General features: G+C 42.2%; 24 protein-coding genes and 1 pseudogene. 17 read left to right on the top strand and 8 right to left on the bottom strand.

The window, feature by feature from the left end; genetic code table 11:
* Positions 1-14: 14 nt before the first annotated feature.
* The 11 genes from essA (at position 15) to MTN95_RS10050 (ending at position 8,506) form a co-directional block, all read left to right on the top strand.
* Positions 15-467 (top strand): type VII secretion protein EssA, encoded by a 453-nt coding sequence (gene essA / locus MTN95_RS10000; protein ID WP_081638360.1) that lies wholly within the window; start codon positions 15-17, stop codon positions 465-467.
* A gap of 63 nt (positions 468-530) precedes the next feature.
* A complete protein-coding gene (locus MTN95_RS10005) occupies positions 531-1,262 on the top strand; it encodes a (S)-benzoin forming benzil reductase (RefSeq protein ID WP_248338030.1) in 732 nt (243 codons plus the stop codon).
* Positions 1,263-1,460: 198 nt separating this feature from the next.
* Complete coding sequence (locus MTN95_RS10010) at positions 1,461-1,991, top strand: HD domain-containing protein (RefSeq protein WP_105991645.1); 531 nt, start codon at positions 1,461-1,463, stop codon at positions 1,989-1,991.
* A 184-nt stretch (positions 1,992-2,175) separates the two neighbouring features.
* Positions 2,176-2,412, top strand: coding sequence for a YuzF family protein (locus MTN95_RS10015; RefSeq protein WP_010331703.1), 237 nt, complete (start codon positions 2,176-2,178; stop codon positions 2,410-2,412).
* A 414-nt stretch (positions 2,413-2,826) separates the two neighbouring features.
* Entirely contained in the window at positions 2,827-3,936 is a 1,110-nt protein-coding gene (locus tag MTN95_RS10020) for an AI-2E family transporter (RefSeq protein WP_105955480.1), read from the top strand.
* A 59-nt stretch (positions 3,937-3,995) separates the two neighbouring features.
* On the top strand, positions 3,996-4,217 hold the full coding sequence (locus MTN95_RS10025; protein WP_044158952.1) for a spore germination protein: 222 nt from the start codon (positions 3,996-3,998) through the stop codon (positions 4,215-4,217).
* Positions 4,218-4,290: 73 nt separating this feature from the next.
* The gene (locus tag MTN95_RS10030) at positions 4,291-4,539 is read left to right on the top strand and encodes a YueH family protein (protein WP_024122689.1); all 249 of its coding nucleotides are present in this window, start codon (positions 4,291-4,293) and stop codon (positions 4,537-4,539) included.
* A 70-nt stretch (positions 4,540-4,609) separates the two neighbouring features.
* On the top strand, positions 4,610-5,008 hold the full coding sequence (locus tag MTN95_RS10035; protein ID WP_105955479.1) for a YueI family protein: 399 nt from the start codon (positions 4,610-4,612) through the stop codon (positions 5,006-5,008).
* 96 nt (positions 5,009-5,104) lie between these two features.
* Complete coding sequence (locus MTN95_RS10040; protein ID WP_248338032.1) at positions 5,105-5,656, top strand: cysteine hydrolase family protein; 552 nt, start codon at positions 5,105-5,107, stop codon at positions 5,654-5,656.
* A 15-nt stretch (positions 5,657-5,671) separates the two neighbouring features.
* The gene (locus MTN95_RS10045) at positions 5,672-7,141 is read left to right on the top strand and encodes a nicotinate phosphoribosyltransferase (RefSeq protein ID WP_024122686.1); all 1,470 of its coding nucleotides are present in this window, start codon (positions 5,672-5,674) and stop codon (positions 7,139-7,141) included.
* A 135-nt stretch (positions 7,142-7,276) separates the two neighbouring features.
* On the top strand, positions 7,277-8,506 hold the full coding sequence (locus MTN95_RS10050) for an EAL and HDOD domain-containing protein (protein ID WP_044158949.1): 1,230 nt from the start codon (positions 7,277-7,279) through the stop codon (positions 8,504-8,506).
* Here the strand turns inward: MTN95_RS10050 and MTN95_RS10055 are convergent.
* Positions 8,482-8,850 (bottom strand): YuzC family spore coat inner layer protein, encoded by a 369-nt coding sequence (locus MTN95_RS10055; RefSeq protein ID WP_105955477.1) that lies wholly within the window; start codon positions 8,848-8,850, stop codon positions 8,482-8,484. The two genes, MTN95_RS10050 and MTN95_RS10055, sit on opposite strands and share 25 nt — an antisense overlap.
* 460 nt (positions 8,851-9,310) lie before the next feature.
* Here MTN95_RS10055 and degQ point away from each other — a divergent pair, with 460 nt between their 5' ends.
* The 6 genes and pseudogenes from degQ to MTN95_RS10085 all read left to right on the top strand — a co-directional run bounded on the left by degQ (position 9,311) and on the right by MTN95_RS10085 (position 14,100).
* Positions 9,311-9,451, top strand: a complete 141-nt coding sequence (degQ, locus tag MTN95_RS10060; protein ID WP_024122683.1) for a degradation enzyme regulation protein DegQ — start codon at positions 9,311-9,313, stop codon at positions 9,449-9,451.
* 184 nt (positions 9,452-9,635) lie between these two features.
* The gene (locus MTN95_RS10065) at positions 9,636-10,496 is read left to right on the top strand and encodes a polyprenyl synthetase family protein (RefSeq protein ID WP_105955476.1); all 861 of its coding nucleotides are present in this window, start codon (positions 9,636-9,638) and stop codon (positions 10,494-10,496) included.
* Positions 10,497-10,519: 23 nt separating this feature from the next.
* Positions 10,520-10,672 carry a competence pheromone ComX gene (locus tag MTN95_RS10070; RefSeq protein WP_282459461.1) on the top strand — a complete coding sequence of 51 codons (153 nt, stop codon included), beginning with the start codon at positions 10,520-10,522 and terminating at the stop codon, positions 10,670-10,672.
* Positions 10,673-10,679: 7 nt separating this feature from the next.
* Positions 10,680-12,977: pseudogene (locus MTN95_RS10075) on the top strand (histidine kinase).
* Positions 12,978-13,057: 80 nt separating this feature from the next.
* Complete coding sequence (comA, locus tag MTN95_RS10080; protein WP_101864137.1) at positions 13,058-13,702, top strand: two-component system response regulator ComA; 645 nt, start codon at positions 13,058-13,060, stop codon at positions 13,700-13,702.
* Positions 13,703-13,719: 17 nt separating this feature from the next.
* Positions 13,720-14,100, top strand: a complete 381-nt coding sequence (locus MTN95_RS10085) for a hotdog fold thioesterase (RefSeq protein ID WP_024122679.1) — start codon at positions 13,720-13,722, stop codon at positions 14,098-14,100.
* Between the two features lie 38 nt (positions 14,101-14,138).
* On the opposite strand, the gene mnhG is transcribed toward MTN95_RS10085, so the two are convergent.
* The 7 genes from mnhG to MTN95_RS10120 are packed head-to-tail and all read right to left on the bottom strand — an operon-like array spanning position 14,139 to position 19,907.
* The gene (gene mnhG, locus MTN95_RS10090; RefSeq protein ID WP_105991650.1) at positions 14,139-14,513 is read right to left on the bottom strand and encodes a monovalent cation/H(+) antiporter subunit G; all 375 of its coding nucleotides are present in this window, start codon (positions 14,511-14,513) and stop codon (positions 14,139-14,141) included.
* Positions 14,497-14,781 (bottom strand): Na(+)/H(+) antiporter subunit F1, encoded by a 285-nt coding sequence (locus tag MTN95_RS10095; protein WP_024122677.1) that lies wholly within the window; start codon positions 14,779-14,781, stop codon positions 14,497-14,499. The genes mnhG and MTN95_RS10095 overlap by 17 nt, the downstream gene beginning before the upstream one ends.
* Positions 14,781-15,257, bottom strand: a complete 477-nt coding sequence (locus MTN95_RS10100; protein WP_101864138.1) for a Na+/H+ antiporter subunit E — start codon at positions 15,255-15,257, stop codon at positions 14,781-14,783. Before MTN95_RS10100 ends, MTN95_RS10095 begins: the two co-directional genes overlap by 1 nt.
* A gap of 5 nt (positions 15,258-15,262) precedes the next feature.
* A complete protein-coding gene (locus MTN95_RS10105) occupies positions 15,263-16,744 on the bottom strand; it encodes a Na+/H+ antiporter subunit D (RefSeq protein WP_024122675.1) in 1,482 nt (493 codons plus the stop codon).
* On the bottom strand, positions 16,737-17,078 hold the full coding sequence (locus MTN95_RS10110) for a Na(+)/H(+) antiporter subunit C (protein ID WP_105955471.1): 342 nt from the start codon (positions 17,076-17,078) through the stop codon (positions 16,737-16,739). The genes MTN95_RS10105 and MTN95_RS10110 overlap by 8 nt, the downstream gene beginning before the upstream one ends.
* Positions 17,078-17,509 carry a Na(+)/H(+) antiporter subunit B gene (locus tag MTN95_RS10115; protein WP_044158935.1) on the bottom strand — a complete coding sequence of 144 codons (432 nt, stop codon included), beginning with the start codon at positions 17,507-17,509 and terminating at the stop codon, positions 17,078-17,080. Before MTN95_RS10115 ends, MTN95_RS10110 begins: the two co-directional genes overlap by 1 nt.
* Positions 17,502-19,907, bottom strand: coding sequence for a Na+/H+ antiporter subunit A (locus MTN95_RS10120; protein WP_248338034.1), 2,406 nt, complete (start codon positions 19,905-19,907; stop codon positions 17,502-17,504). Before MTN95_RS10120 ends, MTN95_RS10115 begins: the two co-directional genes overlap by 8 nt.
* Positions 19,908-19,965: the final 58 nt, after the last annotated feature.

Raw genomic sequence — 19,965 nt, forward strand, 5'->3', positions numbered from 1 at the left:
GGATCATGATGTGTATGCTCTCCTTTTCCCTTTTCATACCCTCTGCCGCTGCTGCCGAAACCGAAGAAAATACGGATGTCGCGCCAAACCAATATGAAAAGAAAGATATTGAAATCGATACGAATTATTTGCATGAAGATTCTTCCTATGAGGAGAAAACAGAACTGCCTGAGGAGCAAAAGGATATTACCTTTGATAAGCCGAAGGATCGGGACGCCGAGCTGATAAAGGATTTGTTTACATCAACAGATGCCGAGGGCTCCAACACCATCGCCGCTCAATCTAAACAGCTTGGGATTACATTTGCCGAGAAACCGATCACAAAAGCGTCATCAACGGAAATGAAAGAAAAAGATTCATCTTCACTCCTGCTTCCGATCATCTATAGCGTGCTGATTCTGCTCGGGATCGCAGGCATTGTTTTTCTTATACCAAAGGTTATCGTGCAGGAAAATAAAAAGGCGTAAGCGCCCGCGCTTGTTTTGCATAAAAGCGGTCCGTACAATAAGAACGGAAGGAGGAGGTTTCCAATGGAACTTTATATCATCACCGGAGCGTCAAAAGGACTGGGGAAAGCCATTGCATTACAGGCTCTGGAAAAAGGCCATGAAGTCCATGCCCTGTCCAGAACAACAACAGATGTTTCTCATGAGAAACTGACACAGCACCAGATCGACCTGATCAATCTCACAGAGGCTGAGCAGCAATTCAAAATATTGCTTTCATCCATCAATCCGGCTGATTATTCAGCCATCACACTGATCAATAATGCTGGAATGGTAACGCCGATCAAACGCGCCGGAGAAGCGTCTCTTGAAGAGCTGCAGCGCCATTATCAGCTTAATCTGACAGCGCCCGTGCTCTTGAGCCAGCTGTTTACAAAACAGTTTGCTGCTTTCAGCGGAAGAAAAACAATCGTAAATATTACCTCTGGCGCGGCAAAAAACCCATACAAGGGGTGGAGCGCGTATTGCAGCTCAAAAGCCGGACTTGATATGTTTACGAGAACGTTCGGATTTGAACAGGAAGACGAAGAACGGCCGGTGAACATGATTTCTTTCTCACCGGGTGTCATGGACACTGACATGCAGGCCGTCATCCGTTCATCATCGAAAAAGGATTTCCACGATATCGAGCGGTTCCGGAAATTGAATGAAACAGGAAGCCTTCGCAGTCCGGCCTTTATTGCCGGCACGCTGCTTTCTTTATTAGAGAAAGGCGCGGAAAACGGGCGCATATATGATATTAAAGAGTTTTTGTAGAGCAGAGTGAATCTGCTCTTTTTTTTATATAAAAAGGCGATAGCTTAAGCATTCCGGAGTTCGGCTGCATATACTGACTGAAACTCTGCTTTTAGGGTATAACAAACATGAAAAGTAAACAAAAATGATATGACATAAGAATTGAGTTTCTCTGCAAATTATGTTAGGATTCTAAAAATATCTAAAGGAGGGGTTTCCATGAGAAAGGTTACATTAATGGATGTCTTCACCCATCCAATTGCACAAAAATATTTACACCGTTCCGGCGTGGCTCATGCGATTGCCTGCGCCTATCATGCATACAGGCTGTCTGTAAAGGCTGATATCAGCCCTGATTTAGCCGCAAAAGCGGCATTGCTGCATGACATCGGCCATTATGAATGGTATACAGACGGAAAATGGGATTATGAGAAATACAGAAGAAATGACATCCATGCCATTAAAGGGGCGGAACGGGCGCATAAGCTCTTGATTCGTCTTGGTGAAGAACCGAAAGCGGCAAAAGAGATTGCCCTTGCCATATTGCTTCATACCGATTCCTATCTGCCTGAAGGTGAACTCGATAAAAATACGCTGCAGCAGATTGTCAAAAAAGCGGACGAACTTGATGAAGAACCTGGCGGCCACCATCATTACCGACAAATTGACGAAGCAACCGCACTGAAAAAAATAGAAAAGCTGGACCGATTAATCGACCAAGCCCAGTCTTCTATAAAAAAGCCTGTATAGTCCCGCCTGTATTCGGAACAGCGTCCGCTTTCTTCGCTGTCTCCGTTTCATCACCATTTCCTCACACCCGCGTGAATCACACTCCCCAATCGTCTCCGCATCCCCTGGTGTTATCCGGTAAGCCTGTGTCATTATCCTTAACCGTGGCATAAGCTGAGATAAAACATATAAAGGGGATTGAAGTATGGCCAACCAAGGTAGTCCGCAACTGGTCTCATTAGTCGATCCTTATGTCTATCAGACCATCAAAAAGCTCATCGGCTCAAAATTCATTATCCAGACAGTACGAGACACGGTCAGAGGCAGACTGATTGATGTAAAACCGGACCATATCATCATTGAAGCAGCCCGAAATTCTGTTTTTTTAATCAGTATCCAGCACATGGTTTCCGTCACGCCAGATTACAGTGAACGGGTGTAACAGTGCTTGCACTTGAAAAATAGGCGTACACCGGGACGTCCTATTTTTCAGTTAAGCGCTGTAAAAACGCCCCGTCATAAATTGTGCCGCCAAGATCAAAACCGGAGCGGTTATCTGAAATAAAGCGTGAACAACAACCGAAGTGATACCCGCCCGCATCCTTTACATATAAACGGAGCGCCGCTGCCTCTCAGTCATTCTATCGTTTTGATTCACATCAAGCAGGATAAAATCTAAACGTTAAGCTAGTCCGCAAGTACATAAATCAGTGCGGCGTCCCTGCCGTATGTCACAGCTTGCATAATCAACAGTCCATTCACTGATTAAGAGTTCTGATATCAGTTCATTTTTGTTACAATGATGGGGTGCAAGTTCTTTTATCTGATAGACAAAGAAAAACTAGGAGGAACAAGCTTGTTGAAATCAAAAGTCCATTTTTGGACATTGCAAATTTTATTTGTTTTGCTGATTATTTTCGTAGCAACAAAAGTTTCATTTGTGTTTCAGCCGTTCATCGTGTTTATCTCGACATTGTTTTTCCCGATGCTGATTGCCGGAATTCTGTATTTTATTTTTAATCCGGTCGTCCGACTGCTTGAGAAAAAAATGCCGCGGACATTATCGATTCTGCTCATCTATTTAGTATTTATCGGTTTGCTAGCCTTTGTTTCTGCGGCAGTCGGGCCTGTCATTACATCGCAGGTGACCGGGCTGTTTAACAATCTTCCTGAATATATAAAACAGATTCAGGCATTAACAAAAGATTTATCTCACTCTCAGTGGTTTACCTGGATGATGACACAGGATTATGTATCCATATCAAAAATTGAGCAGTCTCTGACAAGCTTTCTCCAAAACCTGCCGCAAAATATTACATCCAGTTTATCGGCGGTGTTTGGTGTCGTGACAAATATCACACTTGTCATTATCACTGTTCCGTTTATCCTCTTTTATATGCTGAAGGATGGACACCGCTTTCCGCACCTGGCAGTCAAAATACTTCCGGCTTCATACCGGACAGAAGGTCTAAAGATCTTTAAGGATTTAACCGACACACTCGCTGCGTATTTTCAGGGACAGCTGTTAATCTGTCTTTTTGTAGGGACAGCGTGCTTTATCGGATACTTGATAACAGGGCTGCCATATGCGCTGATTCTTGGAATTGTCATGGCCATTACAAATATCATTCCTTATGTCGGGCCTTTTCTCGGCGCTGCGCCGGCTGTTATTATCGGCTTTATGGATTCACCGGCCAAAGCGCTTTTTGCGATCATTGTGGTTGTGATCGTTCAGCAGCTCGACGGAAATCTGCTTTCTCCGCTCGTTATCGGAAAACGTTTGAATACGCACCCGCTTACCATCATTTTGCTGTTGATTGGAGCAGGAAGCTTCGGCGGCATTCTCGGCATGATTTTAGCTGTGCCGGTGTATGCGGTAGTCAAAGCGTTTTTCCTGAATATCGTGCGGCTGATCAAGCTGCGCCAGCGGTCACGCCTTGAAGAAAACGAACGTCCCGCTGAATAGGCGGGCACCATTGGCTCCTTTCCGCATATGATGCTGTAAATCAGTGCGGAGGTGGGGAAATGCCTGCGATTGTAGGGCCGATATATATTATGTCTATATCAGGTGATGCTGCGGCCAGCTTTGGAGATGTGTTTGCGATTGCGCCGAAAAGCGTCGATCACACAGGTGCTGGGTCTGGCACATTTCAGCTGGGGGATTTTGTGAAGATCAATAACGAATATAGTAAAACAATTTTAAACGATGCCGATATCATTGATGATACCGTTTCGTTTAACGGGTAACAGCCTTTTCTAGAGAGGCTGTTGCTTTTTTATTGTATAATATGGATAGTCTTTTAAATAGCGAGGTCATGTTATGAAAATCAGAAAAGCAAATATCAGCACACAAACAGGAATGATCACTGATGTATATCTGCATGAAAACAGAAAAGAGCTGCATACGCTAGTAGCCGTTCCGCAGCTGGAGTGGAGCACGATTATTTCATACGAGGAAGAAAAATCATCGCTGCCTGAACGGCTGGAGGCTTCTTTGCGCCGGCATACAGAGGACGAGCCTGCTGGTGAGCTGGCAAAAAAAATCATTCACTGGGTAACGGAAATGTAACAGCCCTTGAAAGTTTAGCCCCCGCAGGATCAGGCGATAATGAAGACAAACAAGACGGGAGGACGAGCTTTTGAGTGATGAAACGCTGGATCTCTATTTACAGCAAGGAATGTACGGGCCGCTGGAAACAAAACCTGACGAGCGCCATTTGTTTTTAGGCTCATTGCGGGAAAGAGTGCTTTTGGCACTGACGAAAGGGCAGGTGCTCAGAAGCAAACCGTATGACGAAGCGGAGCAAGCGTTTAAACGCAATAAAAATATATCTCTTCTTATCAATGGAGAGCTTCAGTATCAGTCTTATTCACCTTATGTAAAAATGGCGAACCGAAACGGAGTGCCTTTTAAAGTCGTATCTGATCTTCAGTTTCATACGCCTTTAGGCCTTGTCATTGCGGCGGACAGTGCGGTAAATCATGAATCTATATATATTCAGGACGACATTTTTAACAGGTCGGTGCTGAAATCTTAAGAGACAAACGGACCGTTTGTCTTTTTATTCATGGCAATTCCCTTACAACGGGAGATAAGATATAATGTTCTCATACTGATGGCGGGGAGGCCGGCTATGAAAAAAGCACTTATTTGTATTGATTATACGAATGATTTTGTGGCGAGTGATGGAAAATTGACCTGCGGGGAGCCCGGCAGAATGATTGAAGAGGCGATCGTCAATTTGACAGAACACTTTATCACAAACGGTGATTACGTCGTATTTGCAGTAGATTCTCACAATGAAGGGGATCAATATCATCCTGAAACCCGTCTGTTCCCACCGCATAATATTAAGGGTACGGAAGGAAAAGACCTGTACGGAAAGCTTTTGCCTCTATATCAGAAACATGCACATGATCATAATGTATATTACATGGAAAAAACGAGATATTCTGCTTTTGCGGGTACTGACTTAGAACTGAAACTCAGAGAGCGGCAGATTGACGAGCTGCATTTAGCCGGCGTCTGCACAGATATCTGTGTCTTGCATACAGTGGTTGATGCATACAACAAAGGTTTCCGGATTGTTGTGCATAAACAGGCTGTTGCCAGCTTTAATCAGGAGGGGCATACGTGGGCTCTTTCCCATTTTGCAAACAGCATCGGAGCGCAAGTGGCAGAGTAAGGAAGGGGAAAAACAGTGTTAGAGTACGGTTTTAAAGATGACAGCCTGTCATTACATACAGACCTTTATCAAATCAATATGGCGGAAACTTACTGGAGAGACGGCATTCATGAAAAGAAAGCGATTTTTGAGCTTTTTTTCAGAAAGCTTCCGTTTGAGAATGGCTATGCGGTTTTTGCGGGCTTGGAAAAAGCCATTGAATATCTGGAGAACTTCAAGTTTACCGATAGTGACCTGACTTATTTACGAGATGAGCTTGGCTACCATGAAGATTTTATTGATTATTTGAGCGGTTTATCTTTTACAGGTTCTCTTTATTCCATGAAAGAAGGAGAGCTGGTTTTTAACAATGAGCCGATTATGAGGGTGGAAGCTCCCCTTGTAGAAGCGCAGCTTATTGAAACAGCTTTGCTTAACATTGTGAATTACCAAACATTAATCGCGACAAAAGCAGCGCGCATCAAGGGCGTCATTGGTGACGAAATTGCACTTGAATTCGGAACAAGACGGGCGCATGAAATGGATGCGGCTATGTGGGGAGCGAGAGCAGCGTTAATCGGCGGCTTCAGCGCGACAAGCAATGTAAGAGCCGGAAAGCGCTTTAATATCCCGGTATCAGGCACACATGCCCATGCGCTTGTGCAGGCCTACCGCGATGAATATACAGCGTTCAAAAAATACGCGGAAACGCATAAGGATTGCGTCTTCTTAGTCGACACGTATGATACGCTTCGTTCAGGCATGCCGAATGCGATTAAAGTTGCCAAGGAATTCGGAGACCGCATCAACTTCATTGGCATCCGCCTGGATAGCGGCGATTTGGCTTACCTGTCAAAAAAAGCCCGGAAAATGCTTGATGAAGCAGGTTTTACAGACGCGAAAGTCATTGCGTCAAGCGACTTGGATGAGCATACCATTATGAATTTAAAGGCTCAGGGAGCCCGCATAGATGTCTGGGGTGTCGGCACGAAGTTGATTACAGCTTATGACCAGCCGGCTCTCGGCGCGGTTTATAAGCTCGTCTCCATCGAAGAAAACGGAGAAATGGTCGACACGATTAAAATTTCATCCAACCCTGACAAAGTGACGACACCTGGCAGAAAGAAAGTATACCGGATTATTAATCAGTTAAATCATCATTCTGAAGGAGATTACATTGCGCTTTATGACGAGCAGGTGAATGACCAGAAGCGGCTGAGAATGTTCCACCCGGTTCATACCTTCATCAGCAAATTCGTCACGAATTTCTATGCGAAGGATCTTCACGAGCTGATTTTTGAAAAAGGCATCTTATGCTACCAGAACCCTGAGATTTCTGACATTCAGCAATATGTACAAGACAACCTCAGCCTTCTGTGGGAGGAATATAAGAGAATCAGCAAACCTGAAGAATACCCGGTTGATTTAAGCGAGGACTGCTGGAGCAACAAAATGCAGCGGATCCATGAAGTGAAAAGCAGACTGGAAGAAGAGCTCGAAGAATAAAGCAAACTGGCCTTTCGTTCGCGAAGAGGCCAGTTTTTTTGTGGGAATAATATTTTTCATGTTTAGACAAATTTCGTCAAATTATTTGATATACTTAGGGTGGAAAGCCGCGTGTTTTGTAAGGAGGATAAATCAATGAGGGTGTTTGTTGCAAGACAGCCTATATTTAATAGAAAAGAACAGGTTGTCGCTTATGAACTTTTATATAGAGAGAGCGAAGAGAATGTGTATTCCGCTGCAGACGGCGATCAGGCTACAACAGATTTGGTGATTAACAGCTTTTTAAACATCGGAATCGAGAAGCTGACGGAAGGAAAACGCTGTTTTGTCAATTTCACTGAAAGCCTGATGTTTTCGGATCTCCCCACCTCCTTCAATCCAAAACAGCTTGTGATTGAAATCCTTGAAGATATACCGATCACTCCGGCTCTCGTCTCAAGGTGCAGAGAGCTGAAAAAAATGGGGTATACGCTGGCACTCGATGATTTTTACGCGATAAACCCGAAAAATGAGAAATTATTGGAAAAGCTCATGAGCTATATTGATATATTGAAAGTTGATTTTCTTAAAACCACCCGAATGGAACGCCGAAACATTTTGCAAACCTACAGCTATTGCGGCCTGATTTTTTTAGCTGAAAAAGTAGAAACACGCAAAGAATATGAACAAGCGGCGCAAGATGGCTTTCAGTTATTCCAAGGCTACTTTTTCAGCGAACCGCGCATCATCAGCGGCCATGATCTGTCGACCCATTTTTATTCTTACTATGAATTGCTCAACGAATTAAGCAAAGAGCAGCCTAACATCCAGCGTGTAACTGAGTACATAGAACGTGATTTATCGCTGTCATATCAAATTTTAAAATTCTTAAACTCTTCTCATAGCCGCTTAACCCAAAAGATCGACAGCATTAAGCAGGCTATCATGCTTCTTGGGTTTAACGAAATCAAACGGTGGATTTACATCCTTTCCTTTAAGGATTTAAGCAGAAAAGGGAATTCGAGCAAACACGAAATCATAAAAATTTCTTTAATGAGAGCAAAGCTATGTGAACTGTTGGCAAGAAAAACAGCGCGCCCGCAGCCGGCCTCGTATATGCTGATCGGGATGTTTTCTCTCATAGACACCCTTTTGCACAGAGAAATAGAAGAGATTATTCAAGAATTGCCTTTAATAGATGAAGTAGGTCAAGCGTTATTAGGTCATCAAAATGACTATTACCAAATGCTTGAGCTTGTGAAGTTAATCGAAACCAACAATTGGGACACTTGCGGAGAATTAGCAAAAGAATTGGACAAGGAAGAAGCGTACGACTGTTATTTGGAAGCCTTGGAGTGGTGTCATAAGCTCATGGGCGAAAAGTAATTGCGGTCTTCTGACCACCGCAATGCCACGATAATTCGGCTTTGCGTGCTGATCAGGCTGATGTATATGCCATCGGGATTAAAGACCGAATCCACATCATGCCGGACGCCTGTCTGTTTGATCAGACGCTTTACTGTTTGTTTATCTGACTGCTCCGCTGCGGTCATGAGGCGGCGCGAAAGCTCCTGTGACCCCGCAATGCGCCTAAGCACAAGCTGAGCATCAGCGAGCAGCCCAGCGGCATCCTGGGCGGAACGGATAAAGATCTCTGTATTGGCGGCAGGAGCGGGCGGACGGCGTATGGCGTACGGATAGACGTAAAACCAAGGATAAGGATATCTCATGGAAGCACCTCGCAATAAGGGGATATGTCTATATGTATAGATCACTCAGGTGCCGGATATGACAAAGCGAAAAGGCCACAACTTTGCGTTGCGGTCTTTTCGGTGTTTGTCGGTCACGATACGCCAAGAATCGCATATTGAATTTTGAAAAAGCGGCGAGGGGGACTATAGTCTTACATTGTGAAACAGATAAACACAATAAAATCAAGGAAATTAAGAATCTTTCTCAATTTCATCCGAAATCACCGTTTTTTCACATAGAAAAATAGTCCCGTTCTTATTGTGATTCCTTTGAGTACAAGGACCTATTGATATTTGCGGTGTCACGCAGGATCTTTTTGTATACTTTTCGGTGAAAAATAAGCCGAAACCAGATACACTATTAGTAACAGATCAAATACCTAGGACTCGTTCACCATACACAATTCATTGATCTTTCAAAAAAAGGAGTGTGGAAACGATGGAAAAGAAACTTGAAGAAGTAAAACAATTATTATTCCGACTCGAACTTGATATTAAAGAAACGACAGATTCATTACGAAACATTAACAAAAGCATTGATCAGCTCGATAAATACACATACGCAATGAAAATTTCGTAAAAAAGACTTGGAAACAAGTCTTTTTTTTCGTTCTTCCCGTACAATAAATGGATAAAGTATTATATGATTGTTAAAAAACGAAAAACCTGCTGTCCTTTAAATGTCCCATTTAGTAAAATGGAATGGGAAGGGGGAAGTCGTTATTGAGCAGATGTGTTTAGATACTGTCCGGATCAAGGAGAAAATGAAGGATATTGTAAGCCAAAAAATAATGAATCAAGACTTGAATCACTATCTTCAGGATTTTATTGGATCCAAGGATACTTTTGAGTTTGCTGATTTGGCTTTTCATCATTATCTAGCTTTTAACGGTCAGGACAAAAAAGCAATTGAATTGCTAGCTGCCGGAATTGAATTGCTTATACTCTCATTCGATATTTATGATGACTTAGAGGATAAAGATAATAGAAATGCTGTATGGATGAAGATTGACTCGTCTATCGCTTTAAATGCAGTTACAGCTCTTTACACCCTAAGTATACAAGTGATGTGCCAAGCTAGTCATGAACCAGAATTTTCACAAGAGATATTGAATTTTGCGTTACAATCAATTCAAGGCCAGCATGATGATATTGTGAATGCGCCGCAAACGGAAGAAACCTGTCTTGACATGATCAAAAATAAGTCAGGAGCGCTAACGGCGTTGCCCTGTGTAATGGGAGTAATGTTGGCAACCGGCAAATACCATCCCATTGTGGCTTCATATTCTTATGAACTTGGCATTATGTCACAGATTGATAATGATTATAAAGGTTTGTTTTACTTAAATAACGATTTTGTTCAGAAAAAAAATACATTGGCATACTTATACTTAAACAAACAATTTAATGATGCATCAGTTGAGCTTCTAAATTTATATCAAAAACCAGAGGAATTTGTTTCAATGGATACTAAAGCTTTGAAACAAAAATTAACAGAAGCAGGTGTAATACAATATTTGCTGGTGATGAAACATTTATCTCTCCAGAAAATAAAAAAAGAAATGTCACTATTAAAACTAGAAGATGATAAAACTGAAAAATTATTGTCTGTTATGATTAAATAAGGAGGGGATTTATTGTGCAAGAAATGGTAGGATATTTAATTAAATACCCAAATGTTTTAGTGGAAGTAATGGAAGGTAATGCTTGTTTAGTAGGTGTTGATAAAGATCAATCTGAATGTATAATAAATGGCTTTAAAGGATTAGAAATTTATTCAATGCTTGATTGGAAGTACTGAGGGTTAAATGAAGTCTAGAAATAACCAAATTTCTGTAGTGTTAGTTTTATTAAGTCTGATATATGTTATTTATTTGACCTATATAAGCAATAATAATTTATTAGTTGGGGCAACTGTTACTAAAGATAAAAATGGTGACATTGTAATTACGAATGTAGATGAATTTTCAATGGCATCATACAGTGGTATAGAAAAAGGAGATATTGTAAGAAGCATTAATAATAAAAAGATAAATACAAACGAAATAAAAATGAACAAACTGAAAAATGTAAGTTCAATGATTGTAGAGAGAAATGGCCAGAACCATGAGCTGAAGATGACCTTATTTAATGATAAAAATTTTACTACTTACTTAATACCATTAATATTTTATATTGTTTGTTTATTTTGTTGCTTTTTTATATTGAAAATAAATGAATCAAAGAACCTCCTCTCAGCTGTAGTTTTAATTATCTTTCTGTTATCTGCCTCTATTGCTTATATAAGCGCTGGAGGATCTGCTAAGGGAGATATGCTGAGCAGGCTTATAATGGTAGTAACATTAATATCTGTGCCGCTAAACTATCTTCTCTTTCTTTATCAATATTTTAAAGAGTTAGGCACCAAATTATTTGATAAAAAAGTTTTTATTTTATATTTAATTCCGGTCATAAATGTAATATGTGAAATGTTTCGTTCACATCTTTTCTTTCGTGATTATGTTCCTAAATTAAATTTACTTGCTTTTTTCTTTTTGTTTATTATAGTAGGGATTTATTTTTGTATCATTTTAATTAAAAATAAAGATACTGAACAAGCGCATATTATTAAGGTCCTCACTATCATTAATATCTTTTCATTTTCACCTTTTCTGTGTTTATATTTGATACCTTACGTGTTTTTAAATGCACATTATGTTTCTTCTTTTTTAGCGGCTTCATTTATGCTGCTAATACCATTCTCATTGGTATATCAATTCATGACAAATAAAATCTATAATATAGATTTTATTTTAAGCAGATTAAGATATTATGGCTTTTTAGCTTTAACGCCAACAATTATTCTAATCTCTACAATTGAATTAATTAGTAGCCCTGATAATGATTTTTATAGTGTTAAACTAACCTTTTTAATTTATATTATCATGTTGGCGGTCTTTTATTATAAAGAAGTACTTGATTTCAGATTTAGATTAAAAAGAGTCTCGGAAAAATTTAATTATCAAGACAGCATATATAAATTTACACAGCTGATTAGAGATTCAACTTCTTTGACCCAAGTATTTGAGGAACTGAAAACCACCATACTTGAGGTTTCGCTTGTAAGCCGAGCCCATATTTATGAGGTTTCAGCTGATGGAAGTATAAAACTCTATGAAGAGCTTAACCAACATTCATTCGAAAAAGTCTATCAAAAAGAATTTAGAAAAGTAACATCCGAAATAGGGAAAACCGTTGAATTCAATAAAGGCTTTGTCATGAAGATAGGTGAACGCGGCGGTAAATCATTTGTGATTCTTTGTTTATCTAAAATGAATACGCCCCGTCTCACACTTGAAGAACTTTCTTGGCTGAAAACCTTGGCTTTTTATACAAATGTCTCAATCGAAAACGTCATGAAAATTGAAGAGCTGATGAGTCATTTAGAAGAAATAAAACAACAGGAATCAAACCCCGTTTGGCTCAAAAAACTCATGTACACGATCGAAGAAAAACAACGTTCTGATCTCGCCCGCGATCTCCACGATTCAGTTCTTCAGGATTTGATTTCATTAAAACGGCAGTGTGAACTGTTTTTGGCTGATTTTAAGAAGGATGATGATCCATGTCGTGAAGAGGTGCAGGACAAGCTCGTACAGATGAATGAGCAGATGTCTGATGTGATTTCGATGACGAGGGAGACGTGTCATGAATTGCGGCCGCAGCTTTTGTATGATTTGGGACTGGTGAAGGCGCTGTCTAAGCTGGTGGCGTAGCAGCAGGAGCGGGTTCCGTTTCATATCCGCTTAAATACCGGCAGATTTACGGCGTCGCTTGATTTGGATTCGCAGCTGAATTTGTACCGGATCATTCAAGAGTTTTTATCAAATGCAGTGAAACACTCTCAGGCGACGGAAGTGCTTATCATGCTGATCAGTATTCAGAACAAAATTGTTCTTCATTATGAGGACGATGGTGTCGGATTTGATCTAGAGAAAAATAACGAACATTCCATGAGTATGGGTCTTTCTGGCATTAAGGAGCGAGTCAGGGCTTTAGATGGACGCCTCCGAATCGAAACAAGTGAAGGAAAGGGCTTTAAGGCCGATATTGAAATGGAATTGTAATGGTTTTATAACGTAAACGACTTGGCAGAAGCCAAGTCTTTTTTATAAAATGGAAATGAGTGAGTAAAAGGGAGGAAAACATGAAAAAGATACTAGTGATTGATGACCATCCGGCTGTCATGGAAGGCACCAAGACAATTTTGGAAACGGATTCGAATTTGTCTGTGGATTGTCTCAGTCCTGAACCCAGCGAACAGTTCATACACCAGCATGATTTCTCATCATATGATCTCATCTTAATGGATTTGAACTTAGGCGGCGATGTCAATGGGATGGAGCTTTCTAAACAGATTTTACAAGAGAATCCTCATTGTAAAATTATCGTATATACCGGTTATGAGGTCGAGGATTATTTTGAGGAAGCGATTCGTGCGGGTCTGCACGGCGCCATCAGCAAAACCGAATCAAAGGAAAAGATCACCCAATACATATATCACGTGCTCAACGGAGAAATTTTAGTCGATTTCGCTTACTTTAAACAGCTGATGACTCAGCAAAAAACAAAGCCGGCCCCTTCCTCTCAAAAAGAACAAGATGTGCTCACACCAAGAGAATGCCTGATTCTTCAAGAAGTTGAAAAAGGTTTTACCAACCAAGAAATTGCAGATGCGCTTCATTTAAGCAAGCGGTCCATTGAATACAGCCTGACGTCGATTTTCAACAAGCTTAATGTCGGTTCCCGGACGGAAGCGGTGTTGATTGCAAAATCAGACGGTGTGCTTTAAATAAGGGAGTTAAAACTATGGATATGAAACATACATTGCTTGGCGCGCTGGGAATTGAAATTGTAGAAAGCACAGCGGAACGCTGCGTGGCAGTGATGCCGGTGGACCACCGGACCGTCCAGCCCTTTGGTTATTTGCATGGAGGCGCTTCAGTGGCTCTTGCGGAAACTGCGGCAAGCGTGGGTGCCCAGCATCTAATCGATTCTCGTACACAAGCTTGTGTCGGTTTGGAGATTAACGCCAATCATCTGAAATCTGTCAAGGAAGGAACGGTAAAGGCGGTAGCCGAGCCCGTTCATAAAGGCAGAACGACCATTGTGTATCAGATTCACATTTATGACGGGCAAGAGAGGCTGATCTGTATATCCAGATGCACGCTGGCTGTCATCACAAAATAAAAAAACAGCCGGAACTCTGCCTGTCCGGCTGCTCATTTTTATAGGTAAGAATCCTCTTTTCGTTTAATCACAAAGTTTCTGATTCCGTTATAGTCGTCCTGTACACTTCTTTCATCCAGCTTGACGCCAGAGTTGTACGCAGCTCGGCAGATCAAGTGTCCCCCGACCGGCGCCGTAATAAAGATAAAGAAAATCCCGAGCAGAATTTTTGCTGATATCTCTCCTGTAATAAACCACAAAAAGAAGAAGACACCGAGCAAAATCATATTTACCCCTAACGTTGAGCCTTTAGAAGCAGCGTGAGAGCGTGTGTACATATCGGGAAGGCGAAGCGTCCCGAAGGAAGCCGCAAGACAGATTAGCGCCCCCATTAGGATAAATATCGCTACTGCTATTTTAGCGATCACGATCATTTTCGATAATCTCTCCTTTCTCTAAGAACTTAGAAAACGCAATGGTTCCGATAAAAGACAAAATACCCAGCAATAATATGATATCAAGAAAAATACTCGTATTCAGCAGGATGGAGACAAGCGCTGTCATTGCTATCAGATTAATGCCGATTGCATCCAGAGCCACAACCCGGTCCGGAACAGTCGGCCCTTTGATGACACGAACGACATACAACAGGGTGGACACCGCCATAATGCCGAGCGCGATTTGAAGGATTAACGTAAACATCAGCGGCTCACCTCCTGTATGGCTTTTTCAAATGACTCACGAATATCAAAAATCGCTTTTTCCGCATCCTCAATATCCATCGCGTGAATATAGAGAATGGTCCGGTCATCGGAAATATCCATGACCAATGTTCCCGGCGTTAATGTAATAAGCAGTGAAAGCAGGGTGATTTCCCAATCCTTTGTCAGCTCTGTTTTAAATGCGAATATGCCTGGTTTGATATCCAGTTTTGGCGACAGGACTGTTTTCAGCACACTGACGTTGGCAAGGTATAATTCCCTTATAAAGATCAAAAAAAGTTTGATAATCGAAAACATTTTCCATAGATAAAACGGTTGAGCAAGGAAGCGCCGGAAGAAGAAGAGAGAGATCATTCCCAGGATAAAGCCTGTGATGAATCCGGCGGCGCTTGCGTCATTGCTCAGGAACATCCAGCAAAAAGCGAGAAACACATTTAATAAAATTTGAAATGCCATGCGATCTACTCCTTCAAAACAGCTTCAATATATTTTTCCGGATTCAGCAAAGTCTCGGCCGCTTGATCAACGTACGGTGACACCCATTCTGTACCCAATCCGAAGAGAAGAGACAGCAAGAGAAAAATAGCTGCCGGATATAGAAGCCCTTTAGCTGTTCTAAGATTTTGCTTTGGTGTTTCTTTTTCTTCGCCCCAAAACGCATGGATAAAGATTCTTAACACGGAATACAGGACGAGCAGGCTTGAAAGCAGGATCAGCATGGAAATCGTAAATTCACCTTCAGCGAAGCCGCCTTCTGCAATTTTAAATTTGCCTACAAATCCGCTGAGAGGCGGGATGCCGGCAAGAGATACAGCCGACATGAAGAACATCCATCCAAGAACGGGGTATCGCTTGATCAGCCCGCCCATTCGTTGCAGGCTTGCTGTTCCTGTCAAAGCAATCAGCGTGCCTGCCAGCATAAATAATGCGCCTTTAATCAGCATGTCGTGAATCAGGTAGTAAATCGCACCTTGAATGGAAGCGGGCGTTTGAACTGCAACACCGAACAAAATAACGCCGACAGCGGTAATAATATTATAGATCACGATTTTCATGACATTCTGATAGGCAAGTGAACCGATGACACCGAAGATGACAGTGAGAGCCGCGAGCCATATCATCAGCTGGTGGGTAAACGCTGTATCGTGAATGAAAATCAGTGTGAACACTCTTGTGATCGCATATAACCCGACCTTTGTCAGCAAGGCGCCGAACAATGCGGAGATGGCTGCCGGCGGCGCGTAATAAGAGCCGGGAAGCCAAAAGTAGAGAGGGAAGATCCCGCCCTTCATTCCAAACACGATGAGTAAGAGGACACCGATTACAGTAATCAGCCCAGTTTGTCCGGATTCGCTGATTCTCACACTTAAATCCGCCATGTTTAATGTGCCGGTCACAGCGTATAAAAAGCCGACGCCGATGACAAACAATGCTGATGACACGATATTAAACACAATGTATTTAAGCGACTCCCGCAGCTGAATTTTTGTGCCGCCTAATACAATCAGCATATAAGAAGCAATAAGCAGAAGCTCGAAAAATACGTACATATTAAATAAATCGCCTGTTAAAAACGCTCCGCTTACACCAGCCAGCAAAAACTGAACGCCGGAGTAATAAAAGGCACGTTCCCGTTTTTCACCGATAGAACGGAAGGAATAAAGCACAACCAATAAGCCGATGACTGCTGTGGTCAGAACAAGCAGGCTGGCAAATTGATCTGCAACAAGCACAATTCCGTAGGGGGCTTTCCAGCCGCCCAAACTCAGTGTCTGAATGCCGTTTGTAAAAACAGTCTGCACGAGTAAAACGCTGATCACAATCCCGAGTGCGGATGCCGCAGTGCTGAAGATCCGCATGAGCATGATGTGTTTGTTCATGAAAATCAGCAGAATGGCGGACAGGAGCGGGATCAGAATTGGCAATATAACAAAATTATTCATGTTGATCATTTCCCCTCATTTGATCCAAATCGTCCGTTTTCAATTCCTGATAGGCCCGAAACGCCATGACGAGGATAAAGGATGTAACTCCAAATGAAATGACAATAGCCGTCAAAATCAGGGCTTGCGGAAGCGGATCGACAAATGACTTGGCATGCTCGCTCAAAATCGGAGCGGCGCCTTGTTTTAATCCTCCCATAGTTAAAAGCATTAAATGAACGCCGTGGCTCAAAAGCGCTGTTCCGATAATGACCCGAAGCAGGCTTTTAGACAGCAGCAAATACGTAGCAGCCATAAAAATAATACCGGCTGTAACAGCCATTAAGATTTCCATTATTCTTCCTCTCCAATCGTTTGAATAATGGTCATCGTAATGCCTACGACAACAAGATAAACGCCTAAATCAAAAAGCGTCGCCGTGGCGAGCTCCGTTTTCCCGAAAATCGGCAGATGAAAGTAACCGAATGTGTGGGTTAAGAAGGGCGCCCCGAAGACAAAGGAGCCAACTCCTGTTAAGACAGCGAGCAGAAGACCGGCTCCCGCGACGTAAATGAAATTAACCGGCAAAATGGAACGCACTGTTTTTAAATCATAAGCCAGCAGCAGCAAAACGATGGAAGAGGATGTGATCAGCCCGCCGACAAAGCCTCCTCCAGGCGCGTTATGGCCTGATAAAAATAAATAGAAAGAGAAAAGCAATATGATAAAGGATACAAGCTTTGTCACGGTCTGCAAAATGAGGTCGTTTGTTTTTTGTTCATTCACCGCTTTTCCCCTCCTCTTTTACTTTTGTTTTAATCATGCTGAAGATGCCGAGAGCGGCAATCGTTAATACCGTAATTTCAAACATTGTATCAAAGCCCCTGAAATCAACGAGAATGACATTGACGACATTATCTCCTCCGCCAAGATCGTGGCTGTGCTTTGTAAAGAAGGAGGCGATACTGTCTTTTGTCCGCTGGCTTGAGGATGCAATACCGAGCAGGGTGACAATAATGCCGACTCCTAAAGCAATGATAAAGTTTGTCATTCGGAACGTTCTCGTTTTCTTTTTCAGCCGCAGTTTCGGCAAATGATAGAAACAAAGCAGAAACAGGGCGACGGAAATCGTCTCAATGACCAACTGGGTCAAAGCCAAATCGGGCGCTCTGAAAATAACAAAAAACAATGCAAGCGTATAACCGACAACACCAAGTGAAATAATCGCCGTCAGTCTGGATCGGGCGAATACAGTCGCCGCTGTCGCGCTGATCATGACAAGTGTCAGAATCATTTCGTATATGCCGATTTTCGCCATACCCTCAGTTGCAAAGGAAAATCCGCCTTTCAAAACGAGAGCCCCGCTCATCAGAATGATAAATCCAGCGAAGATATACAGAAGATAATCCCGCAAAAATCCGGTCATATATTGTTTTGTCACTCGATAAGAGCCTTTTTCCATGATGGTCAGGAGCTTCTCGTATAACCGATTGAGCGTGAGTTTCGATGGAAACAGCTTATAGATCCCTTTCCACTTGTTCATCGTCAAATATCCGATCGTACCGACAGCGATAATGCCCAGTGTCATCAGAACTTCGGCTGTAAACCCGTGCCACTGCGAAATATGAACATGAAACTTCTCATGGCTGTCCAGCAGTGTCGGATAGATTGAATTCATCGCAGGCTCTATCAAGCTGTAGGACAATATATTCGGGAAAAAGAAGAGACTGACAGCGAGCGCAACAAGAATGACAGGTGATACGAGCATTCCGATCGGCGCTTCATGAGCCTGTTTTTCGAGTTTTTCAGGCTGGTAATTGCCTTTAAATGTTTTAAACAGCAGTTTCATGCTGTAGATAAATGTAAACACACTTCCTGCCCAAGCGAGGACAGGGAACAGCGCTCCCCACGTCTGGACGTTGAACAAATCGACATGTGTCACACGAAGCATGCTGGTGAAAAACATTTCTTTACTCAAAAATCCGTTAAACGGCGGGAGACCAGCCATTGAAAATGTGCCAATCAAGGAAATCGTAAATGTAATCGGCATGATCGCCATCAGTCCGCCGAGCTTTCTGACGTCCCGTGTGCCTGTTTCATGATCAATGATGCCGACTGCCATAAACAAGCTTCCTTTAAAGGTAGCATGATTGATGAGATGGAAAATGGCAGCCATGGCGGCAACTGTGTAATATTCTGTATGGCCGTAATGCAGGGCTGCAGCGCTGACACCAAGCATCGAGATGATCATGCCGAGCTGGCTGACGGTTGAAAACGCCAAAATGGATTTTAAGTCGGTTTGTTTGACGGCATGGAATGAACCCCAAACCATGGTGAAAATCCCGACGAGAGAAACAATCCAAAACCACTGAGCTGAAAAGGCGAAAATAGGGCTGAATCTTGCAATCACATAAATTCCCGCTTTGACCATTGTGGCTGAATGGAGATACGCGCTGACAGGCGTCGGCGCTTCCATGGCGTCAGGCAGCCAAATGTAAAAAGGAAACTGGGCGGACTTTGTAAATGCGCCTAGTAAAATCAAAATCATCGCCGGAATAAATAGATCATGGCCGGCAATTAACTGAACCTGATTGATCATTTCTCTGATACTGAAAGAATCTGTGATCAGATAAAGGAGAATGAATCCTCCCAGCATACACAGTCCGCCGCTTACCGTAATCAAGAGCGATTTTGCGGCGCCGTAGCGAGATTTTTCACGCTTGTACCAATATCCAATGAGCAAAAAGGACGAAAGGCTGGTAAGCTCCCAAAACATGTAGAGAACCATGACGTTGTCAACAAGAACAACACCGAGCATAGCGCCCATGAACATTAATAAATAGACATAAAAAGGCCCAAGCTGTTCTTTTTCTTTCGATAAATAAAAAATACTGTAAAGAGTGACCAACGAGCCGATCCCTGTTATCAGTAAGGCGAATAGCAGTCCGAGACCGTCTACATAAACGGTAAAGTTAATGCCTAATGAAGGAATCCACTCCAATACCGATCGTAATGTTTCTCCCGACTGAGTCATTCTGATCATTGGAAGAAAGTATATAAACAGCAAGACGGGTAGGATCAGAACAAACCAGCCCGTATGCACTCTTTTTGCGTATTTTGCCAGAAAGGGAATGATAAAAGCAAATACAAAAGGCGATAAAATAGCAAAGTGTAAGAGCTGCAAAGACAAGACCTCCTTTTCTTTAATTGAAACCTGTTCTATGTATAAATCATTAGAATAT

Origin of the sequence: Bacillus sp. 2CMS4F (assembly GCF_023161785.1) — a bacterium.
Classification (GTDB): Bacteria; Bacillota; Bacilli; order Bacillales; family Bacillaceae; genus Bacillus; species Bacillus halotolerans.

Excerpts from the sequence above, each read along its gene's own strand:
- essA (WP_081638360.1), top strand. The coding sequence starts at position 15 with ATGCTCTCCTTTTCCCTTTTCATACCCTCTGCCGCTGCTGCCGAAACC.
- MTN95_RS10005 (WP_248338030.1), top strand. The coding sequence starts at position 531 with ATGGAACTTTATATCATCACCGGAGCGTCAAAAGGACTGGGGAAAGCC.
- MTN95_RS10010 (WP_105991645.1), top strand. The coding sequence starts at position 1,461 with ATGAGAAAGGTTACATTAATGGATGTCTTCACCCATCCAATTGCACAA.
- MTN95_RS10015 (WP_010331703.1), top strand. The coding sequence starts at position 2,176 with ATGGCCAACCAAGGTAGTCCGCAACTGGTCTCATTAGTCGATCCTTAT.
- MTN95_RS10025 (WP_044158952.1), top strand. The coding sequence starts at position 3,996 with ATGCCTGCGATTGTAGGGCCGATATATATTATGTCTATATCAGGTGAT.
- MTN95_RS10030 (WP_024122689.1), top strand. The coding sequence starts at position 4,291 with ATGAAAATCAGAAAAGCAAATATCAGCACACAAACAGGAATGATCACT.
- MTN95_RS10040 (WP_248338032.1), top strand. The coding sequence starts at position 5,105 with ATGAAAAAAGCACTTATTTGTATTGATTATACGAATGATTTTGTGGCG.
- MTN95_RS10050 (WP_044158949.1), top strand. The coding sequence starts at position 7,277 with ATGAGGGTGTTTGTTGCAAGACAGCCTATATTTAATAGAAAAGAACAG.
- MTN95_RS10055 (WP_105955477.1), bottom strand. The coding sequence starts at position 8,850 with ATGAGATATCCTTATCCTTGGTTTTACGTCTATCCGTACGCCATACGC.
- degQ (WP_024122683.1), top strand. The coding sequence starts at position 9,311 with ATGGAAAAGAAACTTGAAGAAGTAAAACAATTATTATTCCGACTCGAA.
- MTN95_RS10065 (WP_105955476.1), top strand. The coding sequence starts at position 9,636 with ATGAAGGATATTGTAAGCCAAAAAATAATGAATCAAGACTTGAATCAC.
- MTN95_RS10070 (WP_282459461.1), top strand. The coding sequence starts at position 10,520 with ATGGTAGGATATTTAATTAAATACCCAAATGTTTTAGTGGAAGTAATG.
- comA (WP_101864137.1), top strand. The coding sequence starts at position 13,058 with ATGAAAAAGATACTAGTGATTGATGACCATCCGGCTGTCATGGAAGGC.
- MTN95_RS10085 (WP_024122679.1), top strand. The coding sequence starts at position 13,720 with ATGGATATGAAACATACATTGCTTGGCGCGCTGGGAATTGAAATTGTA.
- mnhG (WP_105991650.1), bottom strand. The coding sequence starts at position 14,513 with ATGATCGTGATCGCTAAAATAGCAGTAGCGATATTTATCCTAATGGGG.
- MTN95_RS10095 (WP_024122677.1), bottom strand. The coding sequence starts at position 14,781 with ATGTTTACGTTAATCCTTCAAATCGCGCTCGGCATTATGGCGGTGTCC.
- MTN95_RS10100 (WP_101864138.1), bottom strand. The coding sequence starts at position 15,257 with ATGGCATTTCAAATTTTATTAAATGTGTTTCTCGCTTTTTGCTGGATG.
- MTN95_RS10105 (WP_024122675.1), bottom strand. The coding sequence starts at position 16,744 with ATGAATAATTTTGTTATATTGCCAATTCTGATCCCGCTCCTGTCCGCC.
- MTN95_RS10110 (WP_105955471.1), bottom strand. The coding sequence starts at position 17,078 with ATGGAAATCTTAATGGCTGTTACAGCCGGTATTATTTTTATGGCTGCT.